A 15,497-nucleotide genomic window follows, 5' to 3' on the forward strand; every position below is an offset into this window, starting at 1 on the left:
GCTGAAGGAGAAGTTCCCGCAGACGCGGTTCCACTACATGTGGCACAACTACATGCCGCTCTGCCCGCAGATCGAGCTGCTCTACCAGAACCGCTTCGACTGCACCGATTACGAGGGCGGGCGGAAATGCCAGGGTTGCATCGCGGGCTTCCACACGCGCGAGCAGCTGATCGTGCCGCAGCGCTTCGGGTCGTCGCTGGAATTCGCGCGGCTCTCGGGGCGGCCGCTGGGGAATTTCCTGTTCGGCGCGGGGATCGGCGCCTACAAGGTCGCGCAGGCCTGCGTGTTCTTCGCCAAGGACCTGCGCCGGTCCGTGCGCGGCGCCTTCTCGAAGAACGAGGGCGTGCCGGTGCGCGGCCGCGGCTTCCAGTCGGTCGATGTCGCGGCCGAGGGGCCCGGCCCCTCGGGGCGCTCGCTGGAGCTGCTGGCGCAGAAGGGCGGGGACTACCGCGCCTGGCGCGAGCTGAACACGGCGCTGCTGAACCGCTTCGACAGCCACATGTGCGTGTCGCAGCTGGTCGCGGACACGATCACCGGGCTCGGCATGCTGCCCCACAAGGTCCATGTCACGCCGCTGGGGATGGATCTGCACGCCACCCCGGCCGAGATGCGCAAGCGCGCCGCGGCGAAGCCGAAGCACGAGCGGATGCGGATTTCGTTCATCGGCTACGGCATCCCCTCGAAGGGGCTGCCCTTCGTCACCGAGGCGCTGATGAAGGCCGACCTGCCGGTGCTGAAGGAGAAGGCCGAGCTGGTGATCTACGCCCGGCTGGGCGATCACGACATGCTCAAGCTCGCGCCCCTGACCGAGCGCTTCGCCGATGTCCGCGTCGTGCAGGGCTACGAGCGCAAGGACCTGGCGAAGATCGCGTCGGATATCGACCTGAATATCGTCCCCTCGATCTGGCGCGAGACCTACAACCAGGTCGCCTACGAACTCATGTGCCTCGGCACGCCCTCGCTGCTGTCCTCGACGGTCGGACTGGGAATGTTCTATGGCAACCACCCCGATTTCGTATTCCGGTCTGGAAGTCAGGCCGATTTTGTTGCAAGGCTCGGACGGATCGTGGCGACCCCGAGCCTGCTCGAGGAGTTCTGGCATTCTCCACCGGAGCTTCCGACCATGGACCAACATATCGCTATGGCCCTTGCAGCAATGCAGGGCGGCAAGAGGAATGAAGCAGCATGAGTAGATCCTCGGCAATCATTGTCAAAGGAACCCCCCGCCTGGAGGGTCCGCGGACCTATATCGTGTTCGGGGACATGCGCGGCGGCACAACGATGATCGGCGGCGTCATGCGGGCGCTTGGCATCTTCATGGGCGAGAACATCAACGAGGACAACCAGGAGAGCTTCCAGTTCAACGGTCCCTCGGTGCAGGACATGCGCGACTCGATCGACGCGAACAACCAGAACCACCAGGTCTGGGGCTGGAAATTCCCGCATGCCGCCGACTATCTCGACCATGTCTGGGACAAGATCCGCAACCCGCATCTGGTCTGCGTCTTCCGCGATCCGGTGGCCAATGGCCGCGGCTGGAACCGCTGGCATCCGATCGGCCAGATCCAGGCCGTGCAGCAGTGCCTCCTGCGCCAGCAGAAGAACCTGAACCTGATCTCGCTCCGGAACTGCCCCTCGATCCTGATCTCCTACGAGAAGGCCGAGCGCCACAAGGCGGAGTTCCTGACCGAGCTTTCCGAGGTGATCGGCATCGAGCCCGATCACGAACGCTTCGACTACCGCGGCTTCATGGCCGCCGAGAGCTACAAGAAGCTCGCCGACTACGTGATCGACCCGGCTGCCGAGAAGGCCGTCCAGCCCGAGTGACCGGTCGCGGCGCCCGCTATCCGGGCGCCGCCTGCCGCTTCCGGCCGGGGCTCAGCCCGCGGCCATGACGCAGAGGATCTCGAAGAGCAGCGAGGCACCGAGCCAGGCGGTGGCGCTGCCCAGGTCGAAGGGCGGGGCGACCTCGACCAGATCCGCCGCGGCCAGCCGCACCCCTGCCAGTTCCCGCACCACCTGCAGCGCCTGGAAGCTCGTCGGCCCGCCGACCTCGGGCGTGCCGGTGCCCGGCGCGAAGGCGGGATCGACGAAATCGATGTCATAGCTCAGATAGGCCGGCCGCGTGCCGAGGATCTCGCGCGCCTCGGCCATCACGTCGGGAATGCCGCGGGCGAAGAGCTCTTCGACGGTGACGATCCGGATGCCGGCCGCTTTCGCGAAATCGCGGTCCTCGCTGTCGCCCACCGTGCCGCGGATGCCGATCTGGATCATCCGCGCGGGGTCGATCAGGTTCTCCTCCACTGCGCGGCGGAAGGGCGTGCCGTGGGTGAATTTCTCGCCGCCGAAATAGCTGTCGTTCAGGTCGGTATGGCTGTCGAACTGGATGAAGCCCAGCGGGCCGTCCTTGGCCACGGCGCGCAGGATCGGCAGCGAGCTGAGATGGTCGCCCCCGGCGGTCAGCGGGCGCAGCCCGGCCGACAGCGCGCGGCCGTAGAAGGCGGTGATCCGCGCCATGCTGTCTTCCAGGTTGGACGGGTTCGGCGGCACGTCGCCCAGATCGGCGCAATTCACCGCCTCGAACGGGCGCAGCCCCGACACGGGGTGCTGCGCGCGCACCATGGTCGAGGCGTCCCGCAGCGCCCGCGGCCCGTGCCGCGCGCCGGGGCGGTTGGTGGTGCCGCCGTCCCAGGGCACGCCGATCAGGCCGATATCGACTTCGGCGATCCGGGGATCGTCGAGACCGAGATGCGGCAGGCGCATGAAGCTGGGCACCCCGGCAAAGCGCGGCAGGTCGAAGGCCGAGACGGGGGTGAAATCGGAAGCGGGCATCGTGGGGACCTCGTTATCGGCGCCGGAGGGGCGCGGCCGCGGCCACCCTGCGGAATTCCGTCCGCCGCGGCAAGTGCGGGCCAGGATCGGCCCGGGATCAGGCCGGATCGGGGGCGCCGGCGGTGCGGAATTCCGGCTCGCGCCCGGGCACCAGCCGCACCGCCGTCAGCCCGCCGCCCAGATAGGCGCCGCTGTCGATGGCGATCCGCGTGCCCTCGATCCGGGCGGGGCGGGTGATGACATGGCCATGGACCACCCAGGGCGGCGCGCTGCGCCGGTGGCGGTAGAACTCGCGGCTGCCCCAGATCAGCTGTGCCGGATCCTGGCGCTCGGCGCTGCGCCGTGTCTCCCAGGCGGCATGGACCAGCACCACGTCGCCGGACAGCACGTAGAGCGGCCGCGCCCCGAGCCAGCCGGTGCGTGCGGTACCGACCGCGCGGCGGGCGGCGGTGCGGAGATCCTCCAGCGCGCCCGGGGCCAGACCCTCCGCGGGCGGAACCTCGAGCCCGAAGCTCTGCAGCGTCTGCACCCCGCCATTGGCCAGCCAGCGCCCGCCCGGGTCCTCGCCCGCGAGGAAGTCGAGCATCATCCGCTCGTGATTGCCCGTCAGCACCTCGACCCGGTCCGGCTGCGCCCCGGCCAGCGCCATCAGCCGGTCGATCACCGCGCGGCTGTCCGGCCCCCGGTCGACCACGTCGCCCAGGAAGACCAGCCGCGTCTCGGCATCGAGCCAGGCGCCGATCAGCTCCAGCAATTCGCCGAGCCGGTCATCGCAGCCATGGATGTCGCCGACGGCCACAAGCGGCGTATCGGGGCCGGGCAGGGGCGGCGCCCCGGTGCGGCGCAGCAGCCGTCCGGTGAAGCTCCGGATCATCAAGGGTCCTTTCGATCTGCCGCGACAGGCTATCGCGCGCGGCATGCAGGGGTAAAGCTAAGGGCAAATGCGCAATTTTCCATGGCAAAGGACCGCCGGAATCCGGCCGTTGCGGCGAAGCCACTTGCGCGGCCGGTCCTGGCCGGCGACAGCAGCGCTCGGCACAGACCCAATGCAACGAAGAACAACCAGAGGCAGCAGCATGAAACGAGTACTTCCCGCCGTCCTGTGCGGCGCGGCGCTTTTCCTTGGCGGATGCGCGTCGCTGAACGAGACCGAGCGCACGCTGGTCGGCGGCGGCGCCGGGCTGGTCCTGTCCGCCCCGCTGGGCATCTCGCCGCTTCTCGGCGCCACGGCCGGCGCGGCGGCAGGGCTCTTCTCGGACGATATCCTCGGCTACTGAGCCCGGCTCATCCCGCGCCGCCCCGGCGGGCGTCGCGGATTTCCTGCTGGCGCAGCGGCAGCTTGTCGATCACGCGGGTCAGCTCGCGCACGTCCCAGGGCGCGGGCTTGCGCAGCTCCACCCGCCCGTCCTTGGCCACTAGCACCACCGAGAAGCCGCGCGGGCGCAGGCTCTTGCGCAGCGGGCCGCCTGCGGCGGGATCGGTATCGGTCAGCACGACCACGTCGCGCTCGGCCAGTGCGCCGGGGCGGTCGCGCAGCATGTCCATCTGCAGCATGAAGCGCGGATCATCGGGCGTGTCGGCGAAGACCACCACCGGGCGCTTCACCCACAGGAATTCGGCAAGCTCCGCCGGTCCCTCGATGAAGATGCCGTCATCGGCGGCAGCCGTGACAGGGGCCATGGCGGGGGCGAGGGCGAGGGCGGCGGCGGCAAGCAGGGCGCGGATCTGGCAGGTCATGCCACTGATATAGGCACTCCCTGTTCTGAAACGAAAGACAAAGCCGCGTCAGGTACCGGACATTCACGCTCGGTCACATTGCATTGCAACGGTATTCCGGCATAACCGGCACCATGTCGATCTGGTCCCGCATTGCCCAAGCCCTGTCCGCCCTTGCTTCCGGCGAACCGCTCGCGCGGCTGTTCGAGCGGCTGCGCACGCCGCCCGAGCGCTCGGTCGCCTTCACCATCGCGGTGATTGCGCTGGGGGCGAAGATGGCCAAGGCCGACGGGCACGTCACCCGCGACGAGGTCCGCGCCTTCCGCCGGGTCTTCCTCATCCCGCCGGGGGAGGAGGAGAATGCCGCGCGGGTCTTCAACCTGGCCCGCCAGGACGTGGCCGGCTTTGCCGACTACGCCCGCCGCGTGCGCGCGATGTTCGGCGCGGGCGACCCGGTGCTCTTCGACCTGATGGAGGGGCTCTTCTACATCGCCGTGGCCGATGGCAGCTACCATCCCGAGGAAGAGGACTTCCTCGCCCGGGTGGCGGAGATCTTCGAGATCGGCCAGCGCGAGTTCCGCGCCATGCGGGCGCGCTTCGTCGAAGGGGCGGAGCCCGATCCCTATGACGTGCTGGGCGTCGATCCCGGCGCGCCCATGCCCGAGATCCGCTCGGCCTGGCACCGTCTGGTGCGCGAGAACCACCCCGACCGGATGATCGCCCGCGGCGTCCCCGAGGAGGCGGTGAAGCTGGCCGAGAGCCGCCTGATCGCGATCAACCGCGCCTGGGAGGAGATCTCGGACCGCGCCGCCTGACGCGACCGTCAGCCGGTCGCGATCGATTCGGGCGAGAGCACCGTCACCTCGGCCTCGAGCGCCTTCGCCAGCGAGTTGAACCGCGCCTCGGCCACCTCGCCGAAAAGCGGCAGCGTATGGCTGGAAAGGTGCAGCACCAGCCGTTTCGCCGCCGGATCCCAGTCGAGCCGCCCCATGTCCTGGCCGCCGCCCAGCGTCAGCATCGCCCCGAAGCGCAGCGCGCGGCCGAGGATCTCCGCCTCACGCACCTCCTCGTCGGAGATCAGCGGGCGCAGCGCGTCGAAGCGGCTGCCCGCGCGGCTGTTCTTGTAGCGGTGCAGCAGCGCCAGCCCGAGGAACACCCGCTCGCCATGGCTCAGCCCGCCCATATTGGCCCGCGCGGCATAGTCGAAGCAGACCTCGGCGCGGTAGTCGGGATGGCTGCGCCAGCTGACGTCATGCAGCAGCGCCGCCGCCTTGATGATCCGCAGCCGCGCGCGGGTGGCGCCGGGGAAGAGCTCGCGCACATAGCGGTAGAGGCTGGTGCCGAAGCCGGGCACGCGGGCCGAGCTCATCTCGGCATGGCGGCAGGATTCGATCAGCGGATCGGCGCTGCGCAGCGCCTCGGGCATCTCCTCGTAGAGCAGCCCCTCGCGCAGCCCGTAGGCCGAGACGAAGAGCTCGTCGGGCTCCATCACCTTCAGCAGGCCGCGCAATACTTGGCCCGCCATCGGCAGGAGCGCCATCCGGTCGCCCGAGATCCCGGCCTTCTTGCGCAGCGCATAGGGGTCGGCACTGTCGATCAGGTCGAGCGTCTCGGTGAGCCCCTCGCGCTCCAGCCGGTATTCGTGCAGCACCTGCAGCGGGTAGTCGCGGCGGATCATGTCGATCTTGGCGATGGCGCGCCAGGAGCCGCCGACCAGGTAGAGCCGTCCGGGATCGCCCGGCATCGCCTTGCGCAGCCGCCCGAGCTGCTCTTCGACCCGCGCGCGCACCGCCTTCTCGGAGCCGAGCCGCGCCAGCGCCAGCGGCCCGAGCGGAGAGGTGTCGCGCCAGCCGATCTTGCCGGCGGAGACCTCGGCCAGCTCCATCGAGGAGCCGCCGATGTCGCAGACATGGCCCGAGGCCTCGGGCCAGCCCAGCAGCACGCCCTGCGCGGCCAGCCGCGCCTCGTCGGCGCCGTCGATGACCTTCAGGTCGAGCCCGGTCTTCGCCAGGATCTCGTCGCGGAACGCCGGTCCGTCCTCGGCCACCCGCATCGCGGCGGTGGCGACGGCAAGCATCGGCGTGATGCCGAGGCTCTCGCCGATATGCTGGAAGCGGCGCAGCGCCTCGAGGGCGCGCCGCTTGCCCTCGGGGTTCAGCCGGCCGGTCTCGCCGAGATCGCGGCCGAGGCCGCAGAGCACCTTTTCATTGAAGAAATAGGCCGGAGAGCGGGCGACCCCGTCGAAGATGACGAGCCGCACGGAGTTCGAGCCGACATCGACGACGCCGACGCGGGACAGGCGCTGCACATCGGCGGGATCGACCGGCGGCGGCCCGAAGAAGCCTGGATCAGATGACAAGTGCTTGCATTTCCGTTTGTGCCAATCCGCTGACTACCTAGGGCCATTCGCCGGTCCGACGCAACCTCGCCGTCCGTCCTGCGACGCAGGGGCATGGCACAGGGCGCCTCGAACATCCGCCGCAGCGTCTCGCAGCGGTTGGCGGGCTGGCGCCGTCGAGCGGGGCGCGCGCGGCCGGGACGGCGGCGGCGCCGCGAACCTCGCCGCCATCGCGATAGCGGAGACGGGCGCCGGGCCGAGACCACGGTGACGGGTCGCTGCGCCGGCCGGTTTCCTCGACACTCTCCCGCGCCGCCGCGCCTTCGGCGGAACCGCCCGGCTCGATCCTGCTGCCGGGCAGGGCGGGCCGCCTGGCCTTCTGCCGCATCCGGACGAGAAACGCCGTCTCTCTCCGGGGGCGGGCAATGCGCCGGTCCCGGCAAGCCCCGGCGGAGGGCGGGCCGCAGAACCCGGTTGCAGGCCGTCGCGTTCTCCTGCCGCAGCGAGACCGCGGGACCTGCCGCCGGAGGCCCCCGCCGACGCGGGGGCGGGCCGGGTCAGTCGCGGGCCAGCGGCGCGCGGTCGGGGTCGTTGCCGGGGCGGATCTCCTGCGGCAGGGTCAGCTGCGGCACGTCGCCGATCCCCGCGGAGCCGCGGCCCGAAAGCGAGGGCGTCTTCATGAAGAAGTCGTGGCAGCTGAAGGCCGAGGGCTGCTGCGCCGCCTCGGGGCGGACATAGCGCCCTTCGGGGGTCAGCACCCAGCTATGCGCCTCGTCGCGCAGGTTGGCCGCCATGATCTGCTGCACGATCTGGTCGCGCACCGTGTCATTGTGGATCTCGACCAGCGTCTCGACCCGGCGGTTGAGGTTGCGGCCCATCCAGTCGGCCGAGGAGATGAAGACCCGCGCCGCGTCCGAGGGCAGCCCGCCGCCATTGCCGAAGCAGACGATGCGGCTGTGCTCGAGGAAGCGGCCGACGATGGATTTCACCCGGATGTTCTCGGAGAGGCCCTTGATCCCCGGCCGCACGCCGCAGATGCCGCGCACGACGAGGCTGACCTTCACCCCTGCCTGGCTGGCGCGGTAGAGCGCGTCGACGACCTCGGGGTCGATCACCGCGTTCAACTTCGCCCAGACCTCGGCGGGCCGGCCCTGGGCGGCATGCAGCGCCTCGCGCTCCAGCGCCTCGAGGAGGAAGGGCTTCATCGTGTGGGGGCTGATCTTCAGGTTCTCCAGCGTGTCGGGCTTGGCGTAGCCCGAGAGGTAGTTGAAGACCCGCGTCGCGTCCCGCCCCAGCGCCTCGTCGCAGGTCAGGAGGCTGACATCGGTGTAGATGCGCGCGGTGATCGGGTGGTAGTTGCCGGTGCCGTAATGCGAATAGGTCACCAGCCGGCCGTTCTCGCGGCGCACCACCGAGCTGATCTTGGCATGGGTCTTGTAGTTGGTGAAGCCGTAGACGACATGCACGCCCGCGCGTTCCAGCATCCGGCTCTGGCGGATATTCGCGGCCTCGTCGAAGCGCGCCTTCAGCTCGACGAGCGCGGTGACCGACTTGCCGTCCTCGGCCGCCTCGCAGAGCGCGGCGACGATCGGGCTGTCCTTCGAGGTGCGGTAGAGCGTCTGCTTGATCGCCAGCACGTCCGGATCGCGCGCCGCCTGCTGCAGGAAGCGCACCACCATGTCGAAGCTTTCATAGGGATGGTGCAGCAGCATGTCCTTCTGGCGCACCGCGCCGAAGATGTCGCCGTCGAAATCCTGCACCCGCTCGGGCACGCGCGGCGTGTAGGAGGGCCACATCAGGTCGGGCCGGTTGTCAAGCACCAGCTCCTTGAGGTCGACCACGCCGATCATCCCCTTGATGTCGACCACCTCGTCATTGCGCAGCCCCAGCTCGCCCAGGATCATCCGGCGCAGCTCTTCGGGCGCGCCGCCCGAGATCTTCATCCGGATCACCTCGCCGCGGCGGCGGCGCTTCAGCGCGACTTCGAATTCGCGCACCAGATCCTCGGCCTCTTCCTCCACTTCGAGGTCGGAATTCCGCAGGATCCGGAAGGCGCAGTCGCCGATCAGGTCGTAGCCGGGGAAGAGATGCTCGACATGCATCAAGAGGAGCTCTTCGAGCGGCAGGAAGCGCTGGCGGCGGGTGCGGTCGGGCGGCAGCGGCAGGAAGCGCGGCACCTGGCCCGGCACCGGCAGCAGCGCGCGCAGATGGCGCCGGTCGCCGCGCCGCTCCAGCATCAGCGCCAGCGCGAAGCCCGCGGATGGGATGAAGGGGAAGGGATGCGCCGGATCGACGGCCAGCGGCGTCAGCACCGGGAAGACCTGGGAGAGGAAATGCTGCTCCATCATGGTCCGGTCGGCGGCGTTGAGCCCCTTGCGGCCGACGACGACGATGCCCTCGGCCTCCATCTCCTGGCGCAGCTTGTTCCAGCAGCGCTGCTGCTCCTGCATCAGCGCGCGGGCATCGGCATCGATCAGCGCCAGCTGCTCGGCCGGGGTGCGTCCGTCGGCGGCGGGGGTCGTGATGCCGGAATTGGCCAGCTCCCGCAGGCCCGCGACGCGCACCGTGTAGAATTCGTCGAGATTGTTCGCGGAGATCGAGACAAAGCGCAGCCGCTCCAGCAGCGGCACGGTCGGATTGTCGGCCTCTTCGAGCACGCGCCAGTTGAAGGCCAGCCAGCTGAGTTCGCGGTTGGAAAAGCGCTGCGGAAGCTCGGGGTCGAATCCGGCAAGCTCCGCCGGTTCGGGGAAATCGGCGTTCAGGAAATCTGCTGTATTCAGGGCGGCGGGGGCCGCCGGTGGAAACGCGATAGTAATTCTGGGCCTCCTTGGGGGTCTGGCCCCTCTTGTTCTTGAGTCAGGAATTCGCGGATCATCGTGCGGTCGATCCGCTTGTGCCGAAGGAGGCTGGCCTGGTCGAGCGACGCCACGAGGGCGGAGGCTGCGGCAAAGGACCGTTCCATTCGGTGAAGCGCATATTCCACCGTCTCCGGCGGAACTGCAAGCTGGCGGTCGGAAAAAAGCTTGACCAGGACCATCCTTAGCGTGGCGGTATCGGGATTCGTGACGCGGATCTGTGCAGCCGCGGTCAGGCGGCTGGCGAGATCGGGAAGCCGCAGCCCCCAGTCCCGCACCGCGCCGCGCCCGGTGACCAGCAGCTTCTGGCGCAGGTCCCGCGCCTGGTTGAAGAGATGGAAGCCGATCTGCTCGCGGATCGGCGCGCCGGACAGAAGATGGGCGTCCTCGAGCACCACCGCCGCGCGCTCTGCCGCCCGGGGGACGCTGTCGGCGGCCAGCCGGTCGGCGCGCAGCGCCAGCGCGCCGGTCTGCTGGGCGAAGATCTCGGCCAGGTGGGTCTTGCCGACATTGGCGGTGCCGCTGAGCACCCGCGGCTCGCCGTCCCAGAAATCCGAGGTCAGGATCTCGGACAGCGCGTCGGTGTTGCACGGGCCCTCGAAGAAGCTGCCGCGCGTCATGCACACCGTGCCGGCATGGACGTCGAGGACAAGCTGGGCGTCTTGGGCGTCGGTCATGGGGCTCCGGTCAGTTGCGGGTCTCGTCAGGGGGCGTGCCGGGTCGCCGGGACAGCGCCTCGTAGCCCAGGTAGAGTCGTCCCGACTTGTACTGCTCGACGAAGAACCGAACAAGAACGCCGATCATCGCGGCCAGCGGCACGGCGACCAGCAGCCCGACGAAGCCGAAGATCGCGCCGAAGACCGACAGCGCCAGCAGCAGCCAGACCGGATGCAGCCCGACGGATTCGCCCACGAGCTTGGGCGTGATCAGGTTGCCCTCCAGGAACTGGCCTAGGAAGAACACCCCTGCGACCACCGCGATCATCAGGGGCGTGTCCCAGAACTGCACGATCGCCACCCCGAGCGCCAGCACGCCGCCGAGGATCGCGCCGACGAAGGGGATGAAGGTCACGATCCCCGCCAGCGTGCCGATCAGCATGCCGAAATTCAGCCCCGTCAGCATCAGCCCGATCGCGTAGTAGACGCCCATCACGATGCAGACCGTGCCCTGGCCGCGGATGAAGCCCGACAGGGTCTCGTCGATCTCCCCGGCCAGGCGGCGCACGACCGGCGCGTGGTCGCGCGGCAGGAGCTCGTCGATCCGGGCGATCATCCGGTCCCAGTCGACCAGCAGGTAGACCGAGACGACCGGCACGATGACGATCAGCGTCAGCACGTTGACCAGGCTCAGCGCCGAGCTGAGCGCCGTGTTCAAGAGGTCGCCGCCGCGCGATTTCAGCGTCTCGATCACCGAGGACAGGCTCTGCTGCAGGGTCGAGCCCTCCTTCAGCTGCTCGGGGAAGCGCGTCGCCAGGAAGTCGCGGAAGGCCTGGACATAGCCGGGCAGCGCCTCGACGAAGGAGACCGACTGGTTGACCAGCGCCGGCACGATCAGCAAGAGGCAGATCGCGAAGACCAGCACGGCGGCGAAGGAGATCACCGTGACCGCCAGCGCCCGGCTCAGCCCCCATAGCTCCAGCCGGTCGGCCACCGGGTCGAGGAAATAGGCGACGGCCGCGCCGATCACGAAAGGCAGGAGCTGCGGGCCGAGGAACCACAGCACGGCCAGGGTCAGGATGGCGGCGACGCTCCAGATCTTCGCCTGGGTCTTGGTGGGCAGGGCCATGAAACCTCTCGCTGGTTACCTTGCACGCGGGGCGCGCGGCGGCTGCCGCGCCCTTTGCGGGACTATAGCGGGAACTTCCCTGGCAGGGAGGTCCGTTTTCGCCTGCGGCCGCGGCATGGCAGCCGGAAAGGCAGGGTCATCCCGGCCGCGGGCCTTCCGGCAGGTGGCGGGACGCGCCGCAGCGGGCGGGCCGCGGGCATTGCCGCAAGTGCAGGCGGCCCGGTGAGGCCCGGTTTCGCCATCCTGCTTGTCGCCCTCGCGGCCGCCTCCGCCGGGGCCGGGGTCTTCGGCGCCATGGACAAGTCAGGGACAAGGCGGTGGCGGCATTTCCCGGGACCGGCGGCTGGCGGAGGTCCGCCGCGATCTGGGCAGGCGGCGCCGGAGAGGGGGCGGATCTGCCCGGCGCCGCTGCAGTTCCGCGATCCGACACGGCGTTGGCGTCCCGGACTCCGGCTCCGGACCAGTCCGCCGCCGCCTGGAGCATCAGCCAGGGCAGGGGGGGCGATCCCCGCGGCGCGATCGCCGGTCCGGCGCGGGGGGGCAACTTGCCGGTCAGCGCCGTCCGCCGAGGCGGTCACGTCACCGGCGGATGGCGCTTCGCCTATCACTCTCCCCGTATAGAGCTTCCCGCCAAGTTGGCTGTCGTGGCGCCGACCGCGGGTGCCCAGCCTAATTCGCGGCCTGTCCCGTGCGCTGGGTCCTGGCCTTCGACACGCGGTCCGCCGACGCCGGGCCGCCCGAACGCGCCCCGGCACCCGGCACTGGCGATGCAGGTGCCGCGGCGACCGGCGGCGGTGCCAGTCGCCGGAGGGACGGCGCGCTGTTCCGCCAGCCTGCCTCCGTCCGGGCATTGGCGGCGCAACCGGGGACGTGCCGCTGGCCCCCGTGCCGGGGCGCGCGCCCGGCGAACGGGCCCTGCCGGGCCCGAAACCGCCGCCCTCCCTTGCCAAGCGCCGCGCAATCGCCGAAAACCCGCGCGACCGTTTTCCAAGGGGACCCCATATGCGCCTGAGCCGCTACTTCCTGCCCGTCCTGAAGGAGACGCCCGCCGAGGCGCAGATCGTCAGCCACCGCCTGATGCTGCGCGCGGGCATGATCAAGCAGGCCTCGGCAGGCATCTATTCCTGGCTGCCGCTGGGCTTCCGCGTGCTGGAGCGCATCCAGCAGATCGTCCACGAGGAGCAGGAGCGCGCGGGCCATATCCCGCTCTTGATGCCGACGCTGCAATCGGCGGATCTGTGGCGCGAGTCGGGCCGCTACGACGCCTATGGCGAGGAAATGCTGCGCATCAAGGACCGCGGCGGCCGCGACCTGCTGTTCAGCCCGACCGCCGAGGAGCTGATCACCGACATCTTCCGCAGCTACGTGAAGTCCTACAAGGACCTGCCGCTGACGCTCTACCAGATCCAGTGGAAGTTCCGCGACGAGATCCGCCCGCGCTTCGGCGTGATGCGCGGCCGCGAATTCCTGATGAAGGACGGCTACAACTTCGACCTCACGAAAGAGGCTGCGCTGCACGCCTATAACCGCCATCTGGTCAGCTACCTGCGCACCTACGAGCGGATGGGGCTGAAGGCGATCCCGATGCGCGCCGACTCGGGCCCGATCGGCGGCGAGGACACGCATGAATTCCTGGTCCTGGCCGAGACCGGCGAATCCGAGGTGTTCTACGACAGCGAAGTCACCGATCTGACCTTCGGCGACCGCGCGATCAACTACGACAGCGTCGAGGAATGCGCGGGCGTGCTGGAGGAGTTCACCTCGCGCTATGCCCGCACCGACGAGACCCATGACGAGGCGGTCTTCAGCCAGATCCCCGAAGAGCGCCGCCGCGTGGCGCGCGGCATCGAGGTCGGCCAGATCTTCTATTTCGGCACCAAGTATTCCGAGCCGCTCGGCGCCACCGTGCAGGACGGCGACGGCAACAAGGTGCCGGTCCACATGGGCAGCCACGGCATCGGCGTCTCCCGCCTGCTCGGCGCGCTGATCGAGGCGAACCACGACGACAAGGGCATCATCTGGCCCGAGGGGGTTACCCCGTTCCATTGCGGCATCGTCAATCTCAAGCAGGGCGACGCGGCGGCGGATGCGGCCTGCGAGAACCTCTACGACCAGCTGAAGACGGCCGGGCTGGAGCCGCTCTATGACGACCGCGACGAGCGGGCCGGGGCCAAGTTCGCCACCATGGACCTGATCGGCCTGCCCTGGCGGATCACCGTCGGCCCGCGCGGGCTGAAGAACGGCGTGGTGGAGCTGACCTCGCGGCGGACCGGCGAAAGCGTGGAGCTCGCCCCCGAGGCGGCGGTGCACCAGGTCGTCGAGATCTACCGCAAGCATCCCTGACCGGCCGGACCGGGCGGCCCCTGCCGTCCCGGTCCCGCCCCTGCGGAACCGGTTTCCGGCGTCCGGCGGGAATTGTTGACGCATGGCGAATTAGCGCTATGTCCCGCTTCCGGTATTCCGCTACTCTTCTGGCACGCAGCGTCGGGTCTGCGGTCGGGGGAGTGTTAGCAATGTTCAATCGAGCTTTCGCGGAATTCGTGGGAACCTTCTGGCTGGTCTTCGCAGGCTGCGGCAGCGCCATCCTGGCGGCCGGCGTTGCCGATGTCGGGATCGGCTGGCTGGGCGTCAGCCTGGCCTTCGGCCTCTCGGTGACAACCATGGCCTATGCCGTGGGCCATATCTCGGGCGGCCATTTCAATCCGGCGGTGACGCTCGGCCTGGCGGTGGCCGGGCGGTTCGACCCCAAGGACGTGGCGCCCTACTGGATCGCGCAGGTGGCCGGGGCCATCGCGGCGGCGGCGCTTCTCTATTTCATCGTCTCGGGCCAGGCGGATTTCGCCGGGGCTGGCGGCTTTGCCACCAACGGCTTCGCCGAGGCCTCGCCGCAGCAATTCGGCATGACCGCGGCGATCGTCACCGAGGTGGTGCTGACGGCGGTCTTCGTGGTGGTGATCCTCGGCTCGACCTCGCCGCGGGCGCCCGCGGGCTTCGCGCCGCTGGCGATCGGCCTGACGCTGACGCTGATCCACATGATCTCGATCCCGATCGACAACACCTCGGTCAATCCGGCGCGCTCAACCGGCGTGGCGCTCTTCGCCGAAGGGCCGGCGCTTCTGCAGCTCTGGGTCTTCTGGGTGGCGCCGCTGGCGGGCGGGGTGCTCGGGGCGCTGGTCTGGCAGGGGCTCGAGGACGGCTACAGCGCGGCACACCCGGCCGAGTGAGGCCCGTCGCTGCGGGCGGGGGCCCTGTCCCCCGCCGGACTTGATCCGGCGGCGCCTAGATGCTGGCCGCCAGCACCCGGCTGATCTGGCTCAGCCCGCGGCCTGACTGCTCCGCCCAGGTGTTGAAGGCCGCCTGCACCGCCGCCATCGCGGCTTTCGAGCCGGGCGCCTTCTCCACCACGCCTTCCGCGACCAGCCGCGCGGTGACATCCTTCGACAGGATGTAGCCGTCGCGGCCCATGGCGCGCAGCGCATAGGGGCCAGTGCTGCCGCCGAGCCGCGCGCCGCGGGTCTTCAGGAGCGCGATCAGCTCGTGATAGCGCGTGCCCGGCCAGTCGGCGACCACCCGGCCGATCCCGCCCTCGGCGCGGAGTTCCTGCAGGAAGACGGCATTTTCCTGCACCGCGCGGATCTTGGCGCCATGGCGGACGATGCGGGCATCGGCAAGGAGCGCGTCGAAGCGGTCATCGGCGATCATCGCGCAGGCATCCGGGTCGAAACCGCCGAAAGCCTCCTCGAAGCCCGGCCATTTCGCCTCGATCACCGACCAGCTCAGCCCCGGCGCGAAGAGATGCCGGGCGAAACTCGCCAGCCAGCGGTGCTCGGGGATCGCGGCCAGCTCTTCGGGCGGGCGGGGCACGGGCAGCAGCGCCTCCAGCCTCTCCGTGCCGCCCTTGCGTTCGGCGGCGATGGCGAAGATCTCGTCGAAATGTCTCATCTGGCAGCCTCCGGGCGGGTCCTGGGCCG

15 protein-coding genes are annotated in these 15,497 nt (G+C 69.6%); 6 read left to right on the forward strand and 9 right to left on the reverse strand.

Annotated elements, in window-relative coordinates; all coding sequences use genetic code 11:
• The coding region (locus tag FGX59_RS24230) for a glycosyltransferase (protein ID WP_138469712.1) at positions 1-1,189 on the forward strand (1,189 nt) is incomplete at its 5' end.
• Positions 1,190-1,251: 62 nt separating this feature from the next.
• Positions 1,252-1,827, forward strand: coding sequence for a hypothetical protein (locus FGX59_RS24235; protein WP_138469713.1), 576 nt, complete (start codon positions 1,252-1,254; stop codon positions 1,825-1,827).
• Between the two features lie 51 nt (positions 1,828-1,878).
• On the opposite strand, the gene speB is transcribed toward FGX59_RS24235, so the two are convergent.
• Positions 1,879-2,832, reverse strand: a complete 954-nt coding sequence (gene speB, locus FGX59_RS24240) for an agmatinase (protein ID WP_138469714.1) — start codon at positions 2,830-2,832, stop codon at positions 1,879-1,881.
• A 97-nt stretch (positions 2,833-2,929) separates the two neighbouring features.
• Positions 2,930-3,706 (reverse strand): metallophosphoesterase, encoded by a 777-nt coding sequence (locus tag FGX59_RS24245; RefSeq protein ID WP_171060807.1) that lies wholly within the window; start codon positions 3,704-3,706, stop codon positions 2,930-2,932.
• Positions 3,707-3,908: 202 nt separating this feature from the next.
• On the opposite strand from FGX59_RS24245, the gene FGX59_RS24250 reads away from it, so the two are divergent.
• A complete protein-coding gene (locus FGX59_RS24250) occupies positions 3,909-4,109 on the forward strand; it encodes a hypothetical protein (RefSeq protein ID WP_138469716.1) in 201 nt (66 codons plus the stop codon).
• Between the two features lie 7 nt (positions 4,110-4,116).
• Here FGX59_RS24250 and FGX59_RS24255 read toward each other — a convergent pair whose 3' ends face one another.
• On the reverse strand, positions 4,117-4,569 hold the full coding sequence (locus FGX59_RS24255) for a DUF4174 domain-containing protein (protein ID WP_138469717.1): 453 nt from the start codon (positions 4,567-4,569) through the stop codon (positions 4,117-4,119).
• A gap of 113 nt (positions 4,570-4,682) precedes the next feature.
• On the opposite strand from FGX59_RS24255, the gene FGX59_RS24260 reads away from it, so the two are divergent.
• Positions 4,683-5,363, forward strand: coding sequence for a molecular chaperone DjiA (locus FGX59_RS24260; protein WP_138469718.1), 681 nt, complete (start codon positions 4,683-4,685; stop codon positions 5,361-5,363).
• A gap of 8 nt (positions 5,364-5,371) precedes the next feature.
• Here the strand turns inward: FGX59_RS24260 and FGX59_RS24265 are convergent, their stop codons facing one another.
• From FGX59_RS24265 to FGX59_RS24275, 5 genes are all read right to left on the reverse strand, one after another.
• Positions 5,372-6,907 carry a Ppx/GppA family phosphatase gene (locus FGX59_RS24265; protein WP_138469719.1) on the reverse strand — a complete coding sequence of 512 codons (1,536 nt, stop codon included), beginning with the start codon at positions 6,905-6,907 and terminating at the stop codon, positions 5,372-5,374.
• A 37-nt stretch (positions 6,908-6,944) separates the two neighbouring features.
• Complete coding sequence (locus FGX59_RS39795; protein WP_370296250.1) at positions 6,945-7,313, reverse strand: NUDIX domain-containing protein; 369 nt, start codon at positions 7,311-7,313, stop codon at positions 6,945-6,947.
• A 130-nt stretch (positions 7,314-7,443) separates the two neighbouring features.
• Positions 7,444-9,666, reverse strand: a complete 2,223-nt coding sequence (locus FGX59_RS24270; RefSeq protein ID WP_138469767.1) for an RNA degradosome polyphosphate kinase — start codon at positions 9,664-9,666, stop codon at positions 7,444-7,446.
• On the reverse strand, positions 9,663-10,418 hold the full coding sequence (locus tag FGX59_RS37755) for a hypothetical protein (RefSeq protein ID WP_171060806.1): 756 nt from the start codon (positions 10,416-10,418) through the stop codon (positions 9,663-9,665). Before FGX59_RS37755 ends, FGX59_RS24270 begins: the two co-directional genes overlap by 4 nt.
• Before the next feature lie 10 nt (positions 10,419-10,428).
• Positions 10,429-11,526, reverse strand: coding sequence for an AI-2E family transporter (locus FGX59_RS24275; RefSeq protein ID WP_138469720.1), 1,098 nt, complete (start codon positions 11,524-11,526; stop codon positions 10,429-10,431).
• A gap of 1,002 nt (positions 11,527-12,528) precedes the next feature.
• On the opposite strand from FGX59_RS24275, the gene proS reads away from it, so the two are divergent.
• A complete protein-coding gene (gene proS, locus FGX59_RS24280; protein ID WP_138469721.1) occupies positions 12,529-13,869 on the forward strand; it encodes a proline--tRNA ligase in 1,341 nt (446 codons plus the stop codon).
• A 170-nt stretch (positions 13,870-14,039) separates the two neighbouring features.
• Entirely contained in the window at positions 14,040-14,750 is a 711-nt protein-coding gene (aqpZ, locus tag FGX59_RS24285; RefSeq protein ID WP_138469722.1) for an aquaporin Z, read from the forward strand.
• A 55-nt stretch (positions 14,751-14,805) separates the two neighbouring features.
• Here the strand turns inward: aqpZ and FGX59_RS24290 are convergent, their stop codons facing one another.
• Positions 14,806-15,468 (reverse strand): DNA-3-methyladenine glycosylase I, encoded by a 663-nt coding sequence (locus tag FGX59_RS24290; RefSeq protein ID WP_138469723.1) that lies wholly within the window; start codon positions 15,466-15,468, stop codon positions 14,806-14,808.
• Positions 15,469-15,497: the final 29 nt, after the last annotated feature.

The organism is Poseidonocella sp. HB161398, assembly GCF_005870025.1.
GTDB lineage: Bacteria > Pseudomonadota > Alphaproteobacteria > Rhodobacterales > Rhodobacteraceae > Mangrovicoccus.

What these genes read in the sequence shown, in the direction of transcription:
- FGX59_RS24250 (WP_138469716.1), top strand. Translation starts at nt 3,909, where the DNA reads ATGAAACGAGTACTTCCCGCCGTCCTGTGCGGCGCGGCGCTTTTCCTT.
- speB (WP_138469714.1), bottom strand. Translation starts at nt 2,832, where the DNA reads ATGCCCGCTTCCGATTTCACCCCCGTCTCGGCCTTCGACCTGCCGCGC.
- FGX59_RS24260 (WP_138469718.1), top strand. Translation starts at nt 4,683, where the DNA reads ATGTCGATCTGGTCCCGCATTGCCCAAGCCCTGTCCGCCCTTGCTTCC.
- FGX59_RS24255 (WP_138469717.1), bottom strand. Translation starts at nt 4,569, where the DNA reads ATGACCTGCCAGATCCGCGCCCTGCTTGCCGCCGCCGCCCTCGCCCTC.
- aqpZ (WP_138469722.1), top strand. Translation starts at nt 14,040, where the DNA reads ATGTTCAATCGAGCTTTCGCGGAATTCGTGGGAACCTTCTGGCTGGTC.
- proS (WP_138469721.1), top strand. Translation starts at nt 12,529, where the DNA reads ATGCGCCTGAGCCGCTACTTCCTGCCCGTCCTGAAGGAGACGCCCGCC.
- FGX59_RS24275 (WP_138469720.1), bottom strand. Translation starts at nt 11,526, where the DNA reads ATGGCCCTGCCCACCAAGACCCAGGCGAAGATCTGGAGCGTCGCCGCC.
- FGX59_RS24290 (WP_138469723.1), bottom strand. Translation starts at nt 15,468, where the DNA reads ATGAGACATTTCGACGAGATCTTCGCCATCGCCGCCGAACGCAAGGGC.
- FGX59_RS24245 (WP_171060807.1), bottom strand. Translation starts at nt 3,706, where the DNA reads ATGATCCGGAGCTTCACCGGACGGCTGCTGCGCCGCACCGGGGCGCCG.
- FGX59_RS37755 (WP_171060806.1), bottom strand. Translation starts at nt 10,418, where the DNA reads ATGACCGACGCCCAAGACGCCCAGCTTGTCCTCGACGTCCATGCCGGC.